This is a genomic window from Undibacterium sp. RuTC16W, assembly GCF_049339445.1.
Classification (GTDB): domain Bacteria; phylum Pseudomonadota; class Gammaproteobacteria; order Burkholderiales; family Burkholderiaceae_D; genus Undibacterium.
In genome coordinates, this window is sequence record NZ_JBMPPE010000010.1 from 135,124 (window position 1) to 154,639 (window position 19,516).

Consider the following 19,516-nt stretch of genomic DNA (forward strand, 5'->3'; position numbering starts at 1 on the left):
TTAAAGGAGGTAGCTCATCATGCTCATGTTAGTGATGGGCTAAACGCTAGTGTACCTAGCTTCGCCAAGTTCGCCAGATCTACCCCCATTCCGCCACACACAATCAGTAAAGGACGTTGGTATTGCGCCAAAACCGGTAAATTTTGATAGGCCACCGCCAATGCGGCGCCGCAAGCAGGCTCCACCAGCGCGCGCATATCATCGGCAAAGCGCAGGCAAGCATGGATCGCCTGCGCATCGGTGACGGTCACGGTCTTTATCTCATGTTCTTTCGTGTACTGAAACGCTTGCGGTGCGACACGACGCGCGCCCAGCGTACTGGCAACCGATGTGATCGCCGGTAAGGTGACCAGCTCACCAGCCTGCACGGCTGCATGCAAAGAGGCAGCACCTTCTGTCTCCACTGCGATCACGGGAACATGCGCCAGACCATTTCGCTGCAGGCCCTGCACCACACCGCTCATCAGTCCGCCGCCGCCGACAGAACAAACAACGACATCAAATACGTGGCCAGCGTTCACAACTTCATCAATCAAAGTCGCGTTGCCGTCCCAGATATCGGGATGATCGAAAGGCGGAATATACATCGCCGCAGGGTCCTGACACATACCGAGAGCAAGTTGATTCGCTTCATCCCACTGCTTGCCCTCGACGATCAGTTCGGCGCCGATGGCACGAATCGCCTGACGGACATTGTCCGGTGTCGTGTGCGGCACGACGATGGTCGTACGGACACCTAAAGCGGCACCCGCGACAGCAGCGGCAAATCCGGCGTTGCCCCCCGATGGACAGACCAGGTGCGTCGCCCCCTTGTCCACCGCACGCTGGCACAGCACGCCAATACCGCGCAGCTTGAATGAACCGGACGGCTGTGTGTTTTCCATTTTCAGCCAGACCGCTTTGTCGAGCTGAACCGACAAGCTACGATGCTGCAGCAAAGGTGTTGATATGTGCAAGGGCGTCATGTGATCGGCAATAGACAATTGGTAATAGGCAATCGGTTGATGTGCTGCGCTGTAATTCTCTACAATTTCGCTCTGGTTTTGCTAGAGGCTAGCGACATTTTCTTAGAAGCACTCTTGTGATGCTCTCCCCGCTCTTGTAAGCAGGGAGGAGGCTCACAAATTTATTTCGTCTCAGCAAACAATTCACGACCAATCAGCATACGACGAATTTCGCTGGTGCCTGCGCCGATTTCATACAGCTTGGCATCGCGCCACAGGCGTCCGACCGGATATTCATTGATATAACCGTTACCGCCCAGTGTCTGAATCGCTTCGCCCGCCATCCAAGTCGCTTTTTCTGCGGAGTACAAAATCGCACCAGCAGCATCTTTGCGCAAAGCGCGGATTTGCTCGGGATTGGTGGCGCGGTCACATGCCTGACCGACCGCATAGACATACGCTTTACACGCCATCATGGTGGAATACATGTCGGCAAGTTTGCCTTGCATCAACTGGAATTCGCCAATCGGCTGACCGAATTGCTTGCGGTCATGGACATAAGGCACCACCTCATCCATACAGGCCTGCATGATACCCAGCGGACCGCCGGACAAGACTGTGCGCTCGAAATCCAGGCCAGACATCAGAACATTCACGCCTTTACCCAGACCACCGAGGACGTTTTCTGCGGGCACTTCACAATCCTGGAACACCAGCTCACCGGTGTGAGAACCGCGCATGCCGAGCTTGTCGAGCTTTTGCGCAATGCTGAATCCTTTGAAATCCTTTTCGATCAAAAAAGCCGTCATGCCGCGCGGACCGGCTTCGAGGTCGTTTTTCGCATAGACCACCAGCACATCGGCGTCAGGACCATTCGTGATCCACATCTTGGTACCGTTCAGCACCCAGCGATCACCTTTCCAGTCGGCGCGCAATTTCATGCTGACGACGTCGGATCCGGCGTTTGGCTCGGACATGGCGAGCGCGCCGATATGTTCACCGGAGATTAGTTTTGGCAGGTATTTTTGTTTTTGTTCTTCGCTACCGTTGCGTTTGATCTGGTTCACACATAAATTGGAATGAGCACCGTACGACAAGCCAACCGATGCAGAGGCGCGGGAAATTTCTTCCATCGCGATGATGTGGGCGAGATAGCCCATATTCGCGCCACCGTATTCCTCGCCAACTGTAATGCCCAGAATACCGAGGTCGCCCATTTTGCGCCACAGATCCATGGGAAACTGGTCGTTGCGGTCAATCTCAGCGGCACGCGGGGCGATTTCGGCGGCGGCAAATTGTTGAATTGTCTCGCGCAGAGCGGCGATGTCTTCACCGTGATCAAAAGTCAAACCTGGTAGATGGAGCATGTCATCCTCACTTCATTATTAAAAGTTGTTGTACTTCATATTACGCTTCCGGGCACTGCTGTTGGCGCATTTTCCGGGATTCCGTCCCCCTGCGATCAATCAGTGTCAGGAATTTTCCCTGGGAATTACAAATAAAGTCTGCTGCATGACAGCGCAAAGTTTTTCTTTTCCCAAACTGACGACAAAGAGTTCTGCGCTAGAAACGACCAGCGTTTTTCCTGCCTTGACGACCTTGCCGCGGGCGATCAGGGTGTCGCCGATACCGGGCGACATGATGTTGATTTTATACTCGGCAGTTAAGCACTCACTTACTGGCATCAGCAAGGTATTCGCCGCATAGCCACCTGCCGCATCGGCTAAGGCGCCCATCACACCACCGTGAAAATAGCCGTGCTGCTGACTCACTTTATTACTCATCGGCACAATAATTTCACAGGCACCGGGCGTCATACTGGTCAGGCGCGCATCCCATGAGGTCAGAGCACCTTGCTTGTTAAAGCTCTCCAGCAGCATAAAAGCGAGCTTGTGATCCAGGGCTGCGGGTGTTGTCGGTTGATCCATACATCCTCTGATAGCGGTGAAAATCAGGGTAGTTCAGTGGCACAGTGCCGACATGCTGGCAAGGTACGCTGATGAGTCTGAAAATCATACGTCAAATTGACGTTTACGTAAACGTCAATCAAATCAGTCTAAGGCTTACCGTAGTTTTACTTGCTACCAGCTTGCTCGGCCAATAACCGCTGACTTTCTTCCTCGTGGGCACTGATTTCGGCCAGCATGATCTCTATATCTTCGCGCTGCTGCTCCAGCGCTGCCCGGTGTCGCGCCAGCACCTGCAAGAAACTTTGCAACTGCGCTTCGGTATCCTTGGGCGAACCGTACATGTCGACCAGACTCTTGATATCGGACAGGCTGAGACCGAGCCGCTTGCCGCGCAAGGTCAGCTTCAGGTGCGTACGCTCACGGGCGGTGTACACGCGATTACGCCCGGTCGGGCCGTCGCGCGTCGGGCTAATCAAGCCCTGGTCCTCATAGAAACGAATTGCACGCGGGGTGATATCGAATTCTTTGGCGAGTTCTGTAATCGTGTAGGTGGCCATAGGCAGAAACAAGGAAGTAAATAGTTGATTACAATCTGGGGCGAAACAAAGCGAACCTGGGCATTGCAAAATTCGGGCTCGTGATGTGCACAATGCGTCACAAATGCCGTTTACGTAAACGTCAAATCAGGCAAAATCGCATTGTAGGACATTCTGCGGCGGCTGTGTACACCCTCAACTTAGCAAAGTACTACCTAGTGAAAGTACCACGATGAATCCATTGGAATTGCAACTCGACTACCCGCTCGGCGAGCATTTGCCTGAACTTGGGCAGACCATAGAAATCGCACCCGGTGTGCTGTGGGTGAGAATGGGTTTACCGTTTGCGCTGAACCACATCAATGTATGGCTGATCGAGGATGTGATTGAGAATGAACATGGATCGGTGCATGGCTGGACTCTGGTTGATTGCGGGATTTCCAGCGATGCGACGCGTGCGGCGTGGGAAAGCCTGTTCAGCAATCCCGATGCAGGGCTGCGCGGATTGCCGATCGTCCGGGTGATTGCGACGCATTGTCACCCTGATCATATCGGGCTGGCAGACTGGCTTTGCAATCGCTGGCAGGTACCGTTGTGGATGACAGCAGGAGAATATGCGTTTGCGCGCATGATGTCGGCGAGCTTGCCAGGTGCCGACGGGAGCGCCATGTTTCCGCACTTTAAAAAACATGGCATGGTTACTGACATGCAGGAAAAAATTCAGGAGCGCAAAAGCTATTACACCACGCTGGTGCCCTCGGTGCCGGCCGCTTATCATCGCATGCAAGAGGGTCGCCCCGTTCGCATTGGCGGGCGTGACTGGCAGGTAATCACTGGTTTTGGACATTCGCCGGAACACGCTTCGCTATATTGCGCAGATGTGGGGCTGCTGATTGCAGGCGACATGGTGCTGCCGCGGATCTCAACCAATGTATCGGTATTTGCAATCGAACCGGAAGCCAATCCGGTGCAGCAATATCTGGACTCGCTGGCAAAGTATGCATCCCTGCCAGAGGACGTGCTGATTCTGCCTTCGCACGGCAAACCCTTCCGCGGTTTGCATACCAGGATTCAGCAACTCAATGACCATCACCGCGACCGTCTGGCCGAAGTGGTTGACGTCTGCGCCACGCTGCAATCCGCAGCCGATATCGTGCCTGTCATGTTCCGCCGCCCGCTGGATGCGCATCAGATTACCTTCGCCATGGGCGAGGCACTGGCTCATCTGCACAAACTATGGTTTGACGGCGTGTTGCGTCGTGAACTTGGCGCTGATGGGATTCTGCGGTTTATCCGGATTTAGCCCAAATTATCGGCTGGATAGCGGACTCCCGTAACGGCTCTTATAGACGATCAAGGCTAGTCGGGATTAACTCAATTGAGGCGAGATCGTCAGGACGAAACGCTACGAAGCGCCGCAAGACTAACGGCACTCCGGTATCAGGAATTTTTATATACTACGGTAGAGTATCAACATTAGATTGCCCATCCCGCTTATTAAACGTGCGGAACGTCATCGAAATAAGTGATACTCCCCTATTTTAACTATCTGATCTATCTACGCATCGCCCGAATATCAGCTTTGTTTCATATGAACCATCAGATTTTTTTGCTCTACACTCTCATGTCCACTACCGCACACGCACCACTCCGTACTTATCTCAAACTGATCTGCGTCGCCTTGTTCTGGGGCGGTACTTTTATTGCAGGCAAAATGGTCGCGCAGCAGATCCCGCATCTGATCGCCGCGACGGGCCGTTTTCTGGTCGCCAGTGGTTTGTTGCTGTTACTTGCATGGCGGGTCGAAGGTGGTTTGCCCAAGCTGACCCGGCCGCAATTGCATGCGACCTTTGCGCTCGGTGCGACAGGAATTTTTCTTTACAATATTTGCTTTTTTTCTGCGCTGGCTCGCATGCCTGCGGGACGTACTGCCTTGTTTGTGGCACTTAATCCCATCGTCACGGCACTGGCGCTCGCGCTGCTGTTCGGCGAACGCCTCGGCGCACGTAAATGGCTGGGAATCGCGATTGCCTTTGTCGGCGCGGCGATTGTGATTACGCGCGGCGATCTCGCGGGGGCCGCGCATGATTTGTCACAATCGGTCGGCGTCGGTGAGTTGTTTATGCTGTGTGCTGTTTGTGCGTGGGCAGCCTACACCATCATCGGCCGCCATGCGCTGAAAGGCTTAAGCCCGATCGCGGCCACCACGTATGCATCGCTGTGGGGATTATTGCTGCTGACCTGCGGTTCCCTATTTGAAATTCGCGATGTCGACTGGAGTCAGTTCACCTGGTCCGTACTGGCAGCGATCGTGTACCTAGGGGCGTTCGGTACGGTGATTGGCTTTGTCTGGTACTACGAAGGAGTTAAATCGATAGGACCTGCCCGCACGGCTGTTTTTAATAATCTGGTGCCGGTGTTTGGCATCAGCCTGAGTTCGCTGCTGCTCGGTGAACCTGTTTTGGTGTCGATGGTGATCGGCGGCTTGCTGGTGATTGCCGGTGTCTCGCTGACGAATAAATAATTCATGCAGAGGCGCGAAAGACTCACAACCAACGCTCTCACCGGCCATCTGTATTCCAGCGAACAACGCCGCTCAGCGGAAAACACCATGCCCTCTATTTTTCATTAGCGATCTGTACTATTCTGAGAGCCTGAAACAAAAATAGGGGACAGCATGGCAGACGGAGGACGTGCGGCGTGTGTACTCAGGCAATCTGCGCTTGCCAGACTCGCTGCGGCTGCCCTGTCTGTCCTGTCAACCTGTGCGGATTTAGCATGAGCCCTTCGGACGGCATGCCTACTCCCATGTTTGGCTCTCACGGCATTTCCAGGGAGGCAATCTATCAAGCAATGGTCGAACAATCGCTTGATGCCATGCTGGTGCTGGAGGGGACGCGGTTTGTTGACTGTAATCCAAGTGCCGAGCGCTTATACGGTGCGACACGCGAGCAATTTTCTCGCATCTCTCCCATCGATTTTTCTCCTGAAATACAACCGGATGGCCGCGTATCATTGCCGACCGCGCGTGAGTATGTGCGACTCGCTAACGAAGGCATACCTCAGCGCTTTGAATGGATGGCACGGCGGCTGGACGGCAGTCTTTTTCCGGCAGAACTGGGACTAAGCTGTCTGACGGATAACGGAACGACGCGTACGATTCTGGTAGTACGCGATCTGAGCAGCCGCAAATTAGCCGAACAAGCGACACAGCAAAAAAACTCTACGCTTCAGGCGGTGCTCGATAACTTTCCCGGCGGAGTGGCGCTCATCGATGAGTCATGGCATATCGTGACCTGGAATCAGGCGGTCTTACAAATACTGGGCTTACCTGAGCATTTGTTTGAACAGGGACCGCCTCACGTTCACTCCATCATTTCATTTAATATCGAGCGCGGCGAGTACGGCGAGTTTGGTAAAACCGCCGAAGAAAAATTCACCCGGCTATTGCAAAAGCTGGAACAAGGTCAGGCATATACCTATGAACGCACACGGTCCGATGGCAAAATCATTGAAATAAGCAGCACACCGGTCAGTGGTGGCGGTTTCGTGACAACCTTTGTTGATGTGACGAACAAACGCAACATAGAACGGGAATATAAGCGTCAGTCCTTACTGTTAAAAACCGTGCTGAGCAGCATGCCACAAGGTATCAGTGTATTTGATAAGGACTTGAAACTGCAACTCTGGAACCAGAGCTTTATCGATGTCCTGAATTACGATCCGGCAGTCATTAACGAGGGCAAACATTTCGCTGACTTACTGAGAATCATGGCGGAGCGCGGTGAATATGGCGACGGTGATATTGAGCTGCAGGTACAGCAACGCCTTGCTCTGGCAAAGCGTTTTGAAGCACACAGGTTTGAACGCAGACGCCCCAATGGCCATACCCATCTGGTGCAAGGCACGCCGTATCATGATGAGGGTGAACTGGGTGGTTTCATCACGACTTACACAGATATTACGGACCTCAAAAATACGCAGCTCGCACTCTCCAACGCCAACGCGCTGCTGGAAAAAAACGTCGCGGAACGCACCAGCGAACTGCGTAGCGCATTAGACGATCTGATCCGCAGCGAAAAACTGGCCGCACTCGGCTCACTCGTGGCCGGTGTAGCGCATGAATTAAATACACCGATTGGCAATAGCCTGCTGATTTCAAGCACCCTCAAAGAACGCACCGGTGAATTTAATAAACTGATTGAACAAGGACAATTACGGCGCTCGGATTTGCAGCAATATTTAGCAGAGGCCAGTCACGCCTCCGCATTGCTGGAGCGAGGACTCAACGCAGCGGCGGATCTGATCAGCAGTTTTAAACAGGTGGCAGTTGATCAGGCAAGCTCCAAGCGAAGACACTTTAATCTGGCCAAGGTTGGCAGCGATATCATCGCTACCGTGATGATGAAAATCCGTCAGTCAGGAATTAAAGTCGATCTGGATATCGCAGCGAATATCGAGATGGATAGTTATCCTGGTCCGCTGGAGCAAGTCATCACTAATCTGATCGACAATGCGATTCTGCATGGCTTTGAATCGAAGACCAAAGGAGAAGTCCGGCTCTCGGCGCAACTACTCAATAGGGAAACAGTCGAAATCCGCTTCCGGGATAACGGTGTCGGCATACGACAAGACGATATTCCACGCATCTTTGATCCATTTTTTACCACCAAGCTTGGCAAAGGTGGCAGCGGATTGGGACTGAATATCGTGTACAACATCGTGACATCTCTACTAGGCGGCAATATCCATGTTGAGAGTAATCCTGGTGAAGGTGCCTGTTTTATCTTGCGCTTGCCATTGAGTTCCCCCTCGGAGCAAGAGTAATCCTTAACACGCCGTTTTCATTGATAGTCTGAGCACTCCATACATCCACCTGAAAGGCAATCCCCTCATGAATCATCAAGCAAGCGGCACATTTGAAGTCACACTCCCTGCGCTCAATCTGCATCATGGCGATGCGCAGCCGATGATGGGCAGACGCGCAATTGACAAGCAATTTCATGGTGATCTGCAAGGTAGCAGCCAAGGCGAAATGCTGAGCGCCGGCACGGCAGTAAAAGGCTCGGCAGGCTATGTTGCCATCGAGTTTGTGACGGGTAGTCTGCATGGCCGTCACGGTAGTTTTGCCTTGCAACACAAGGGGATCATGACGCGTGGCGCGGCGAGCTTGTCGTGCACCGTCGTCCCGGATTCAGGTACGGAAGAGTTGCTTGGGCTCAGCGGTACTCTGGCGATCACGATTGCAGATGGCAAACATCACTATGAGTTCAATTACCGTATCGATCCTGATTAACAATAGCGGTAGCGGACGTCTGTTGATTCAATAAAAAATGGCAGCAACCGAAGTTGCTGCCATTTTTTTATGGGACGAATAAGATGTCTTTAAAACTTTTTCCAGAGTCTGGCAAAATACGACGTTCCGTTCAAACCGAACTGCACGCTATCGTAGTAGAAACCATTATCAGTTTCATCCGGATTTTGTCGTGTTGGTTTGACGTTGAAGACGTTATTCGCACCGATGGTCAGCTTGGTTGTATCGTTAAACGCATAAGTCAGGCTCACGTCAGCCGAGGTCTTAGGCGCGTAATACGCGTTCGGCACACCGGCAGCCGTACCGGAGAAAGTGCCCAGAGTCTGAGAACCGAAATGGATAATCTTGACATCGCTTTCCCAAGGACCACGAGTGTAATCAAAGCCTAAAGTTGCCTTCAGGCGTGGTCCACCGTTTTCGATAAACAGTCTTTCGCGTTCAGACAAGACAACATCCTCGAAGCCTGCCAGCGAAGCTGGTGGGTGTACTTTGGTGACTTCAGTCTTGCTGTAGTTCAGCCCGAAATAGGTTCCAAGTTTGGCACCAGCAAAATCCATTTTGTGAGTCAGCGTCAAATCAACACCTTGTGTTTTGGTATCGATGGAGTTGACGAAGAATTGTGCCTGACCAACGCCCAAAGTTGCCAGAGTCGCGCCGAGTGCCGGGTAGTTATCAGAGTCAAAACGGCCTGACAATACGATGCGATCCTTGATATCGATACGATACAAATCGGCTGTGATGGACAAGGCTTTGGCTGGTGTGAGCGTGACACCCAAGGTGTAGTTTTTAGATTTTTCTTCTTTCAGCTTCGGAATACCTGCGGCATTTGCTGCTGCACTGCCATTTGGCGCAAGTACGACGTCTTGTGGCACACCGCTGATGAAGTCAGTAAAAGTCGAGGAGAAATACACTTGTTGCAGCGACGGCGCGCGGAAACCCGTGCTCAGCGAGCCGCGCAACAGAGCGACATTATTCAGCTTATAGCTGCCAGCCAGTTTGCCCGTCAATGTGGAGCCAAAGTCGCTATAGCGTTCGCCGCGAACGGCTGTCTGTACTTTAAAACGATCGCTGACATCGGTTTCAATATCGACATAGGCAGCAACGCTGTTACGACTCTTGTCAGTCCGGTCACCAGGCTGAAAACCCGGGAAACCCTGGCTACCGGCATTACCACCAAAGCCGACGCCGTCGGCATCGATATAGGAGCCGGGTTCGCCTGCATTGATTTTGTAGTTTTCACGACGATATTCACCACCAAACGCGACGTTCACACCATTCATGAAGCCGTCAAAAAAGCGGCTAAAGTCCAGGTTGGTGGTCGCTTGCGAAAAGGAAAAACCACCTGCGTTGAAACTGCTAGGACTAATGCCTTTACCACCTGCCAGCAAATCCTTGTTCGCAATCGAGGCATTCAGTGTATTGGTAATGTTGTATTTCAGCTCGTTGTAACCATAGGTCTGGGACAAGTCTGCACGCCATTCGCCAAGCTGCCATTTATAGCCAGCGGTGCCGTAAATATCGTTGATATCGCCATTGATATAAGGAACGAATCCGTTCGGGTACATGGCGGCCGAGTTACGGGATGGGATGTCGTCAGAACCGATACCACCGCGCGCGAATGCCGCAGAAGAGGCCTTCCGCTGTTGCGTGCCGAGGGTGAAATAAAATTTATCGCTACCGCCGTTCGGCAACTCACCATTCACATATACCGTAGGGCCTTGTACCTTGGTGTCACCGATGGTACGTGGATTACCAGGATCAGCACGATTCGAGCGACCGCGGTCTGTGTACTCAGCGGTGATACCGATCACGCCTTTTTCGCCGATCTGAATACCGCAATAAGCAGAGGGCAAAAAGCTCTTGCCATCGCCAACAGAATACTGGCTGTAGCCAAATACGGCTTCACAACCAAGGTTCTTTTTCAGGGTGATGTCCATAACACCGGCAATCGCATCAGAGCCATACTGCGCTGCTGCGCCGTCACGCAAAATCTGTACGTTATTGATCGCCATCATAGGAATAGAGTTCAGATCGGTACCGGTATTGCCACGATTGCGCGCACCGAACAGATTGACCAGCGAAACGGTATGGCGACGCTTGCCATTCACCAGAACCAGCGTCTGGTCAGAGCCGAGGCCACGCAATGCAGCGGAGTCGATCAGATCGGCCCCATCAGCACCGGTTTGGCGCGTCGAATTAAACGAAGGAGACAGATACTGCAAGGTCTGCGCCAGATCAAACTGACCACCTTGCTCTGCAACCTTGGTCAACGAGATAAAGTCGATAGGCAATGGCGTGTCTGTTGCAGAATTATTTGCACGACGGGATCCGACAATCGTCATCGTCTGAATACCAGAGTCGGCCTTATCGGCAACCGGCGCAGTCTGGGCAAATACGACAGGGCTAACAGTGGCAGCAGTCGCGCCGTAGAGAGCCAGCAGGACAGCTCTTCGCAAAATGGTCATAACAGGATTCCCCAAAAAATGTATACAAAACGAATACGTCTGTCCTCTTTTAGCCAATGTTTCAGATTAAAAAGACGACGTCATTTATTTAATTGAAAGCAAAATATAAGCCTGCAATATGCATCCATGTAGTGCACGCCTATGTCTGCGATGCTGGTGACTTGGAGAGAAGACCAATTCGAAGTCAACATTAAAATCAAGCTGAGAACAGGGGTGACAAAACATTGCCGGATGCTGCTTTATTGCAAGTCACCAGCGCCCCTCATTGCAAGCAAAGAGGATGGTTTGCAGTATCTGCGCGGCCTTCAATATGTGTCAACAAGGATGCGACTGACTGTGTCTTTTATGAGTAATCTTCCACAAAAGAAAGATAAAAATAGGGAAAACGATCTAAACAAAATAAAAATTTTGTTGTTCTGTGATATCGGGCCGGACTATATCTGAAGCCGGGCTCAGCGCTACTCTACGAGAATCAATGTAGACATGCCGCTGGAAAGCAGTTTTTTAAGTCCGCTCTAATGTATTGAGATAACGTAGCCCCTGAATAGCCCTGCTGCCATACCAGGACAGCATTTCCCCATCGACTAACTGAACCGGTTTGCCTAGCTGCCTTTCTAATGCGTCGACATGGGCTTCAGTGAAACGGTACGGTTCGCTGGATAGCAGGACGCGGTCAATGCTGTGTACCAGCTCGTCGCTCCACGCGAAAGATGGGTAACGCTGAGAGGGCGTTTGCTCAGGCTTGCCGGTGCGCCATTGCTGCCAGCCGATCAGCGCTAGCATATTGGCGATGTAGGTATCCTGCGACACTGTCATCCATGGGTCTTTCCAGATGCAGTACAGCACTCGCTGCGGATGCTTGTGTTCGGGTAGTTCGTTATAGGCAAGTTCAAATTCAGAGCACAGCAATTCTGCCGCAGCATCTACACCAAATATGCCGCCTAACATGCGATACAGATCCAGATTGTCGCGTGGCGTATTCGGATGCGTGACGACGATATGAGGAACAAATCCGGCAAGCTGATCGACGGTGGGCTTTTCATTCTCATCGATGTTGACGATCAGGTGCGTCGGTGCGAGACGCCTGATTTTCTCAATATTGACATCTTTGGTACCACCGACTTTGGGAATGTTTTTTATTATTGCTGCCGGATGAATACAAAAGCCAGTACGCCCTACCAGGTACTTCGCCAGGCCAAGATCACAGAGTAATTCCGTAATCGATGGCACGAGACTGACAATGCGCACCGCATCATCCGCGGGTCTGCACGGAAGATGCTGCTGACCTATTGCATCGGTAAAAAATAAAGGCATTCCCATTGTATTCAGCTTTCGCCGGCACGAGGCTTACGGCGCGCTTTCGCAAATACAGCGTCATACAAGAAGTTTGGCAAAAGCCGGAGTATCTTGGCAACGACGCCCATTTGCCACGGGATCACACGATAAGAATCGCCCCTCTCTATCGCAGCAAGCGCTGCCACTGAAAAGGCGCGGACTGGCATCAAAAAAGGCATGGGATACGGATTATCCCTTGTCATCGGCGTATCAATATAGCCGGGAGCGATCGTGACTACCTGGATACCGCTTCCTCTCAGCTCAACACGTAAGGATTCGCAATAACTGATTACGGCAGCCTTCGATGCACTATAGGCTTCGGCACCTGGCAGGCCGCGGATACCGGCAACACTGCCAATTCCGACCAACCGGCACGGATACTCTTTTGCGTAGCCCTGCATCACTTGAATAAATGGTGAAAAAGTCGCTACGGTGGCGATCAGATTGGTCTCAATCACGCGGGCAAATACAGGGATGTCTTCCGCATGTTCCGTCAGGGTGCCAACGGATACACCAGCGTTTGCAATCACGACATTCACACGACCTACCTTGCGAATAAAGGCATTCGCAGCGCTGGCAAGCGCATCGTGATCGGTAACGTCGACAGCATAGATGTGATGCTGATCCGCACCGGGCAAACTCTGCCGTAATTGCTCCAATACGTCCTGGCGACGGGCGACCAGACCCAGGACAGCGCCTTGCTCTGCATAACGGCGGGCCAGTTCAGCACCTATGCCGGATGATGCGCCGGTAATAAAAACGGTTGTCATATAAAAAAAGTCCGCCATTGACTGACGGACTTCCTTAGATTCAGGGCAAGCCCGGAATGATTAGTATTATTTCTTCTTTGATGCGGCTTTTGCTGCTGAGGCTGCCGATGTTGCTGGCGTTGCTGCTGCCGGTGCATTTTTTTCGCGTTGAATTTTGCTGACCAGCGAGTCCAATACCTGGATTTGTGCAAGGTTCTGAGCATCTTCAGTGACACGTCCCATACCGCTGGCAGCCATCACTGGTGAAGTCACATAGCGGCCATCAATCGCAAGTTTAGGCCAGGAATCGACCTGATAAGCGGACATCAATTGTGTCGCACGACTCAGTTTGCTCTGCACAGAAAACGAGTTATAGACGTCGACAAATTTTTGTTTGTCGATACCGGACTTCACGGCAAATTCCAGCACATCACCATCTGACATCAGGCGGTTGTTGCGCTCAACGTGAAAGGTATGAAATACCTTGGCATGCAATTCATCGACCTTACCCAGTGCTTCTAAGGTATAGAACAATTTTTGCTGTGGCAGGACGCGACTGTCAGATACGTGCACACGCTTGAAGACAATATTGTCGCCTTGTTTTTTTACCCAGTCAGCCAATAACGGCTCCAGCGCATTGCAATGCGGGCAGTAGTAAGCGAAGAATTCAATGACTTCAATTTTTTTTCCGCTATCGACTGGCTGCGGTCTTTCCAGCGTTGCATATTCCTTGCCGTTTTCTGGACTGGCAGGTGCAGCACTTGCGGACAAGGCGCACAAACCTAAACCAGCTACGAACAATAATTTCTGTGTCATTTGACGGATAAAACGCATCATATTTCCTTTAAATTAGTCACTTGTTTTATGTTATTTGGCAGTCCGGACAACCGCCACATCCACACTATTCTCAGACAACTTGGCGCGCATTCGGTTCATTGTCTCAATCTGATTGAAAGGACCGATACGCACGCGATACAGATTTCCTGTATCAGAAGGCTTTTCGCTGATACGCGCCTCAAATCCGATCAATGCCAGTTTTGCACGGGCACTTTCTGCATCTGCCTGCTCACGAAATGCGCCAGCTTGCAGATAATAAACGTATTTATCATCGACTGCATCAGCAGACTTAGCCGCAGCATCTGCTGGTTTGGCATCGGTTTTTTCCTGCGTGGTAGCGGTGACTTTATCCACGACAGGTGCCTTGACATCGGGCTTGGTTTCAGGCTTCGTCTCCGGCTTATTGTCGCTGGTTTTATTGGCAGCAGTTTCTGCAGCCTTGACTGCATCATCTTTGGCGAAATCTTTAGCCGCCTCTTTGACGGCATCCTTATTGCCATAAAGCGGCTTGTTCGGATCCTGTATCTGGGTGACCGGTGTATCGGCGGCCTTGTTCCCTTTATTGGTAAAGGGTGTTGAGGATTTGGTAATCAGCAAAGCAACCGCTACAGCAATCGCTAGTCCGATGACTAGGCCAACGATCAAACCTAGCAGAGTGCCGCCACGCTGCTTATGCGACAAAGGATAAATGTGTGATTTCATGCGTCTCCGATACACCTGTTTGTTTACATTTTATTCGGCGCTGACACGCCGATCAGGGCGAGGCCATTACGTAATACCTGACGCGTTGCCAGCATCAAGGCAAGTCTTGCCATCTTAGTCGCTTCGTCATCAACTAAAACACGCTCGGCATTGTAGTAACTATGCAGCTCACCGGCCAGGTCACGCAGATAGAAGGCTACTTGATGCGGGCCAAGCTCTTCCAGTGCTTTTTGCAGAGCTTCGGGATATTCGGCAAGTTTTGCCAATAAGGATGCTTCGCGTGGCGCTGTCAGGAGGGACAAACCGACGTTTCTTAGTTGTCCCAATACTTCTTCATCTGTACTGTATTGCGCCAGTACCGAGCAGATACGAGCATGAGCATACTGGACGTAGTAGACCGGATTTTCATCTGATTGTGCCAAAGCGACGTCAACATCAAACACGAATTCTGTATCTGCCTTGCGCGAGATCAGGAAGAAACGTACGGCATCACGGCCACGCTGTTCATCACCGCCGCCAGACCATTCGATCAGATCACGTACGGTGACATAAGAACCAGCACGTTTGGAAATCTTGACTTCAGCACCATCCTTCATGACGGTGACCATCTTGTGCAGGATGTAGTCGGGGTAGCCTTGCGGGATGCCTACATTCAAGGCCTGCAAGCCACCGCGTACACGGGCAATAGTGCCGTGATGATCACTACCCTGAATATTGATGGCCTTGCGGTAACCACGCTCCCACTTGGTGACGTGGTAGGCCACGTCAGGGACAAAGTACGTATAAGTACCATCCGACTTTTTCATGACGCGGTCTTTGTCGTCACCATAGTCGGTAGTACGCAGCCAGAGGGCGCCGTCTTGCTCATAGGTCTTGCCGGCAGCCTTCAGAGCGGCCACGGTGGTCTCTACCTTGTTATCTTTATACAAGGAAGTTTCAAGATAATAATTATTAAATTTGACGCCAAAAGCCAGTAAGTCAGCATCTTGCTCACGACGCAGATAGGTCACGCTGAAATGGCGTATGGAATCGATATCGTCAACATCGCCACTGGCAGTCACAGGCGGGCAATCACCAGCAGAGACTGTTTGCTTGCTTAAAAAATCTTTTGCAATATCGGCGATATAGTCGCCGTTGTAGGCAGACTCTGGCCAGTTTGCATCGCCAGGCGCAAAACCCTTGGCGCGGGCTTGTACCGACAAAGCCAGGTTGTTGATCTGTACGCCAGCGTCGTTATAGTAAAACTCGCGGCTGACGTCATAGCCTTGCGCATCCAGCAAGGCAGACAAGGCATCACCCAATGCACCCTGACGGCCATGGCCCACATGCAGCGGACCAGTAGGGTTGGCAGAAACGAATTCCACCACCACTTTTTCACCTGCCCCGCGCTGGCTTTTGCCAAATTCAACACCTTTTTGCAAGATATTGCTGACTACTGACTGCTTGGCAGCCGCAGTAAGACGGATATTGATAAAGCCCGGACCAGCGATTTCTACACTGGCAACCAGCGGATGATCTTGTGCCTCCACTGCTGCAACAATATCCTGCGCCAGTTCACGCGGATTTTTACGCAGTGGCTTGGCGATCTGCATGGCGATATTGCATGCTGCATCGCCATGGGAAGGGTCGCGTGGACGTTCCAGCAAGATAGTTGGATTCAGTTCGGAACCCACCAACAAGGGTTCAACCGCGTTCTGGAATAATTTCAGTAATTCTTGTTTTTGTTCAGCTAGCATGGCACAAAAGTTTTATTGTATTTTGACAATAAATAAAATAAGGACAGGGGACATTATACTGTCTCACCCTGCCCCTGTCTGAGATGCCGCACGCGAATCTTGCATCTTCTTGTTACGAATTACGACTCATCCTCTTTCTTTAGCTACCCGTTGTATTTTAAACCTTAGCAGCGCTGGCAAATACTGCGCTGGAAGACATTGCTTGTTTGCACATGATCAGAACACGCAGCATTTTGCCAAGGAACAGACCGTTGAACAGACCGAACAGTGCTGTGGTGATGACAGCGAACGACATGTTGCTATGCAGGGCAGGATCCACATGCAAAGCCACATTGACAACGTACTTCATGACAAAGATGGACATCATCATGACCAGCGGGCCCCAGCTACCACGGTAAAACACTGTGCCTTTTTCAGCCAGGATGCGAACATTCTTGTCGCTGACCATGCTCCAAGACACTGCTACACCTGCTGTCATCGTTGCCAGCCATGCTGCCAGCACCAGAGGATCTGCACCGAAACCGGACAATATGCCTTGTACCGACAAGGCCAGCATAACCAGAGGGATAATCATCACGGACCTGACCGTCAATTCACGGTCTGCGCTGGCTTTGATACCACGAAATGCCAAAAAACCCAGAATTGCCCATACATAGATTGGTGTGTTGCTGATGACTTGGTTCAACATGATGATCTCCTTGAGTGCTGTCAGTATTAGATTCGGGTATTTGTTTTGCTGCGATGGAAGAAGTATTGCAAAGCTGATCTAACCTGTATGCCAGAAAGCGACGAAGCGTTGGTTCTTGCCGCAAAAGGGGTGTTTTTGGTCGTGAGCGTGCGGTCTCAGGCGTGTAGAATGCTAGGTTTTCTTCGTCTGGATACGCTATGTGGTTCAAGAATTTGCAAGTTTTTCGCCTGACAACTCCCTGGAAGATCACTGCCGAGGAGTTACATACCCAATTGTCACGCATCGCCTTTGCGCAATGCGCATCGAACGAGATGCAAAGCCAGGGTTGGGCGTCGCCACGCAGTAATGATCAGCTGGTGCATTGTGTTAATCAGCAATTCCTGATTTCGCTAGCAACTGAAAAAAAACTGCTGCCTTCCAGCGTCATCAACCAGGTGACCAAAGCGCGTGCACTGGAAATTGAAGAAGAACAAGGCTTCGCACCTGGTCGCAAAGCCATGAAAGACCTGAAAGAGCGCATTACGGAAGAATTATTGCCACGTGCCTTTGGCGTCAAGCGCAGTACCAATGTGTGGATCGATCCGGTGAACTGCTGGCTGGTCATTGATGCATCGAGTCCATCCAAGGCTGATGAAGTCATCAAGCTTTTGCTGAAATGCTGCGACAAACTGCCACTCGAAGGCTTGCGCACCAAGACTTCGCCACAAGCAGCCATGACAGGCTGGCTGGCTGGTAACGAAGCTCCCAAAGGTTTCACTATAGACCAGGATACCGAACTCAAGTCTTCGGCTGAAGACAAGGCCACTGTGCGTTATGTGCGCTACACGCTGGAACCGGACGACATCCAGAAACATATTGCTGCCGGCAAGCAATGCACCAAGCTGGCCCTGACCTGGGATGACAAGGTCAGCTTTGTCCTGACCGACACATTGACGATCAAGCGCATCAAACCGCTGGATGTGCTTGATGAAAGCAAGGACAAGGGTAGTAATGAAGAAGAACGCTTTGATGCTGACTTTGTACTCATGATTGCAGAGCTGGCGAGTTTGCTCAATGATGTGGTGTTTGCGCTGGATGGTGAGATGGACAGCGCACAGGCTGCGTGACGGACTGACGCCTCTTATACTGGAAACCCCCGCTCAAGTAATTGGACGGGGGTTTTGTTTTGCACGCGACTTTAATGCAAAAATGAAGACCTCTCAACACAGAGGCACGGAGACACAGAGTCGCACTGAGAAAATGAATCACATACACTGTTGCGAGATTTGAATTACATAATTAGATATTCAGGAAAATGAAATGAAGAAGATTTCGGCATTCCTTCGAGCGAGTATTAACTATCGGATTAAAAATACACTATATTTATAGCCGATGTAAAACTATTGAATGGTAATAACGTGGAGAACAAAAATGGATTGGATATTACCCCTGATTGGCGGACTTGGCCTTGGAGCAGTTATTAAGTCCATTATCGATTTTTTTCTGAATAAAAATACAGCACGGCAAAAAATTCGATATACGGAAATGAGAGATGCTTATCTTGGTTTGCTGGATGCGTTGCACAAGGCTGCAATTGAACCTAGTGACAAAGCTTCAAAAGATTTTGCACTTTGGCATATAAGAGTACAGTTATTTGGCTCTGAAAATGTTTCAAATGCCGTACAAGGCATGATCGATACAAACTCCAGCCCTAAAGATGAGCGGGATCACTTTTACAAAAAAATGATTTCAGAAATGACGAAGGATTTGCAGAGTAAATCGGCATGAATGGAATCTAAAGCATAGGAAAATGCAGACGAAAAAAAAGACAAGCATTGCTTGTCTTTTTTCTTTATAACTGGCGGAGCGGACGGGGCTCGAACCCGCGACCCCCGGCGTGACAGGCCGGTATTCTAACCAACTGAACTACCACTCCGAAACTACTTAACCATTCTTGCTGTTTATCTGTGGTGGGTGCTGAGAGGCTCGAACTCCCGACCTACGCCTTGTAAGGGCGCCGCTCTACCAACTGAGCTAAGCACCCATATTCTTGCCTAGTCAGATAAACTTGATGTGTGTCACCACATCAACAGAAGCAAAATTATACTTCATCTTTATGCTTCTTGTCTAGTCTTTCTCCAGCTTATTTCGCTAAAATCTGCGAAACCGCTTGCAAAATCGACTATTCTCACTTAAAGCAAAAGCCCCGATCAATTTCTTGAACGGGGCTATGCGGAATAAAAGCCTGACGATGACCTACTTTCACACTGGTTGCAGCACTATCATTGGCGCGGAGTCGTTTCACGGTCCTGTTCGGGATG

Annotated in this window: 18 protein-coding genes and 2 tRNA genes; 7 read left to right on the forward strand and 13 right to left on the reverse strand. The window is 51.0% G+C overall.

The window, feature by feature from the left end; translation table 11 throughout:
• Positions 1 to 23: 23 nt before the first annotated feature.
• From ACO0K4_RS17370 to ACO0K4_RS17385, 4 genes are all read right to left on the reverse strand, one after another.
• Entirely contained in the window at positions 24 to 965 is a 942-nt protein-coding gene (locus ACO0K4_RS17370) for a pyridoxal-phosphate dependent enzyme (protein ID WP_422957928.1), read from the reverse strand.
• A 161-nt stretch (positions 966 to 1,126) separates the two neighbouring features.
• On the reverse strand, positions 1,127 to 2,311 hold the full coding sequence (locus tag ACO0K4_RS17375; protein ID WP_422957929.1) for an isovaleryl-CoA dehydrogenase: 1,185 nt from the start codon (positions 2,309 to 2,311) through the stop codon (positions 1,127 to 1,129).
• A 105-nt stretch (positions 2,312 to 2,416) separates the two neighbouring features.
• Complete coding sequence (locus tag ACO0K4_RS17380; protein ID WP_422957930.1) at positions 2,417 to 2,872, reverse strand: PaaI family thioesterase; 456 nt, start codon at positions 2,870 to 2,872, stop codon at positions 2,417 to 2,419.
• 146 nt (positions 2,873 to 3,018) lie between these two features.
• A complete protein-coding gene (locus ACO0K4_RS17385) occupies positions 3,019 to 3,411 on the reverse strand; it encodes a MerR family transcriptional regulator (protein WP_422957952.1) in 393 nt (130 codons plus the stop codon).
• A gap of 211 nt (positions 3,412 to 3,622) precedes the next feature.
• Here ACO0K4_RS17385 and ACO0K4_RS17390 point away from each other — a divergent pair, with 211 nt between their 5' ends.
• From ACO0K4_RS17390 to ACO0K4_RS17405, 4 genes are all read left to right on the forward strand, one after another.
• On the forward strand, positions 3,623 to 4,693 hold the full coding sequence (locus tag ACO0K4_RS17390) for an MBL fold metallo-hydrolase (protein WP_422957931.1): 1,071 nt from the start codon (positions 3,623 to 3,625) through the stop codon (positions 4,691 to 4,693).
• Positions 4,694 to 5,014: 321 nt separating this feature from the next.
• On the forward strand, positions 5,015 to 5,914 hold the full coding sequence (locus tag ACO0K4_RS17395; RefSeq protein ID WP_422957932.1) for a DMT family transporter: 900 nt from the start codon (positions 5,015 to 5,017) through the stop codon (positions 5,912 to 5,914).
• Positions 5,915 to 6,168: 254 nt separating this feature from the next.
• Positions 6,169 to 8,217, forward strand: coding sequence for a PAS-domain containing protein (locus ACO0K4_RS17400; protein WP_422957933.1), 2,049 nt, complete (start codon positions 6,169 to 6,171; stop codon positions 8,215 to 8,217).
• Positions 8,218 to 8,284: 67 nt separating this feature from the next.
• Positions 8,285 to 8,686, forward strand: a complete 402-nt coding sequence (locus tag ACO0K4_RS17405) for a DUF3224 domain-containing protein (RefSeq protein WP_422957934.1) — start codon at positions 8,285 to 8,287, stop codon at positions 8,684 to 8,686.
• An 89-nt stretch (positions 8,687 to 8,775) separates the two neighbouring features.
• Here ACO0K4_RS17405 and ACO0K4_RS17410 read toward each other — a convergent pair whose 3' ends face one another.
• Positions 8,776 to 11,169, reverse strand: coding sequence for a TonB-dependent receptor plug domain-containing protein (locus ACO0K4_RS17410; RefSeq protein WP_422957935.1), 2,394 nt, complete (start codon positions 11,167 to 11,169; stop codon positions 8,776 to 8,778).
• A gap of 141 nt (positions 11,170 to 11,310) precedes the next feature.
• Here ACO0K4_RS17410 and ACO0K4_RS17415 point away from each other — a divergent pair, with 141 nt between their 5' ends.
• Positions 11,311 to 11,613, forward strand: coding sequence for a hypothetical protein (locus tag ACO0K4_RS17415; protein ID WP_422957936.1), 303 nt, complete (start codon positions 11,311 to 11,313; stop codon positions 11,611 to 11,613).
• Positions 11,614 to 11,673: 60 nt separating this feature from the next.
• On the opposite strand, the gene ACO0K4_RS17420 is transcribed toward ACO0K4_RS17415, so the two are convergent.
• From ACO0K4_RS17420 to ACO0K4_RS17445, 6 genes are all read right to left on the reverse strand, one after another.
• Positions 11,674 to 12,483 (reverse strand): helical backbone metal receptor, encoded by an 810-nt coding sequence (locus ACO0K4_RS17420; protein WP_422957937.1) that lies wholly within the window; start codon positions 12,481 to 12,483, stop codon positions 11,674 to 11,676.
• 11 nt (positions 12,484 to 12,494) lie between these two features.
• Complete coding sequence (locus ACO0K4_RS17425; RefSeq protein WP_422957938.1) at positions 12,495 to 13,274, reverse strand: SDR family oxidoreductase; 780 nt, start codon at positions 13,272 to 13,274, stop codon at positions 12,495 to 12,497.
• Positions 13,275 to 13,340: 66 nt separating this feature from the next.
• Complete coding sequence (locus ACO0K4_RS17430) at positions 13,341 to 14,090, reverse strand: thiol:disulfide interchange protein DsbA/DsbL (RefSeq protein ID WP_422957939.1); 750 nt, start codon at positions 14,088 to 14,090, stop codon at positions 13,341 to 13,343.
• A 30-nt stretch (positions 14,091 to 14,120) separates the two neighbouring features.
• Complete coding sequence (locus ACO0K4_RS17435) at positions 14,121 to 14,792, reverse strand: SPOR domain-containing protein (protein ID WP_422957940.1); 672 nt, start codon at positions 14,790 to 14,792, stop codon at positions 14,121 to 14,123.
• A 23-nt stretch (positions 14,793 to 14,815) separates the two neighbouring features.
• Entirely contained in the window at positions 14,816 to 16,528 is a 1,713-nt protein-coding gene (gene argS, locus ACO0K4_RS17440; RefSeq protein ID WP_422957941.1) for an arginine--tRNA ligase, read from the reverse strand.
• A gap of 157 nt (positions 16,529 to 16,685) precedes the next feature.
• A complete protein-coding gene (locus ACO0K4_RS17445) occupies positions 16,686 to 17,294 on the reverse strand; it encodes a DUF6622 family protein (protein ID WP_422957953.1) in 609 nt (202 codons plus the stop codon).
• Positions 17,295 to 17,413: 119 nt separating this feature from the next.
• Between ACO0K4_RS17445 and ACO0K4_RS17450 the strand changes: the two genes are divergently transcribed.
• Both ACO0K4_RS17450 and ACO0K4_RS17455 read left to right on the forward strand, forming a co-directional pair.
• The gene (locus ACO0K4_RS17450) at positions 17,414 to 18,322 is read left to right on the forward strand and encodes a recombination-associated protein RdgC (protein WP_422957942.1); all 909 of its coding nucleotides are present in this window, start codon (positions 17,414 to 17,416) and stop codon (positions 18,320 to 18,322) included.
• A gap of 304 nt (positions 18,323 to 18,626) precedes the next feature.
• Complete coding sequence (locus tag ACO0K4_RS17455; RefSeq protein WP_422957943.1) at positions 18,627 to 18,983, forward strand: hypothetical protein; 357 nt, start codon at positions 18,627 to 18,629, stop codon at positions 18,981 to 18,983.
• 71 nt (positions 18,984 to 19,054) lie between these two features.
• Here the strand turns inward: ACO0K4_RS17455 and ACO0K4_RS17460 are convergent.
• Together ACO0K4_RS17460 and ACO0K4_RS17465 are read right to left on the reverse strand one after the other, a co-directional pair.
• A tRNA-Asp gene (locus ACO0K4_RS17460) sits at positions 19,055 to 19,131 on the reverse strand.
• Positions 19,132 to 19,163: 32 nt separating this feature from the next.
• Positions 19,164 to 19,239, reverse strand: a tRNA-Val gene (locus tag ACO0K4_RS17465).
• Positions 19,240 to 19,516: the final 277 nt, after the last annotated feature.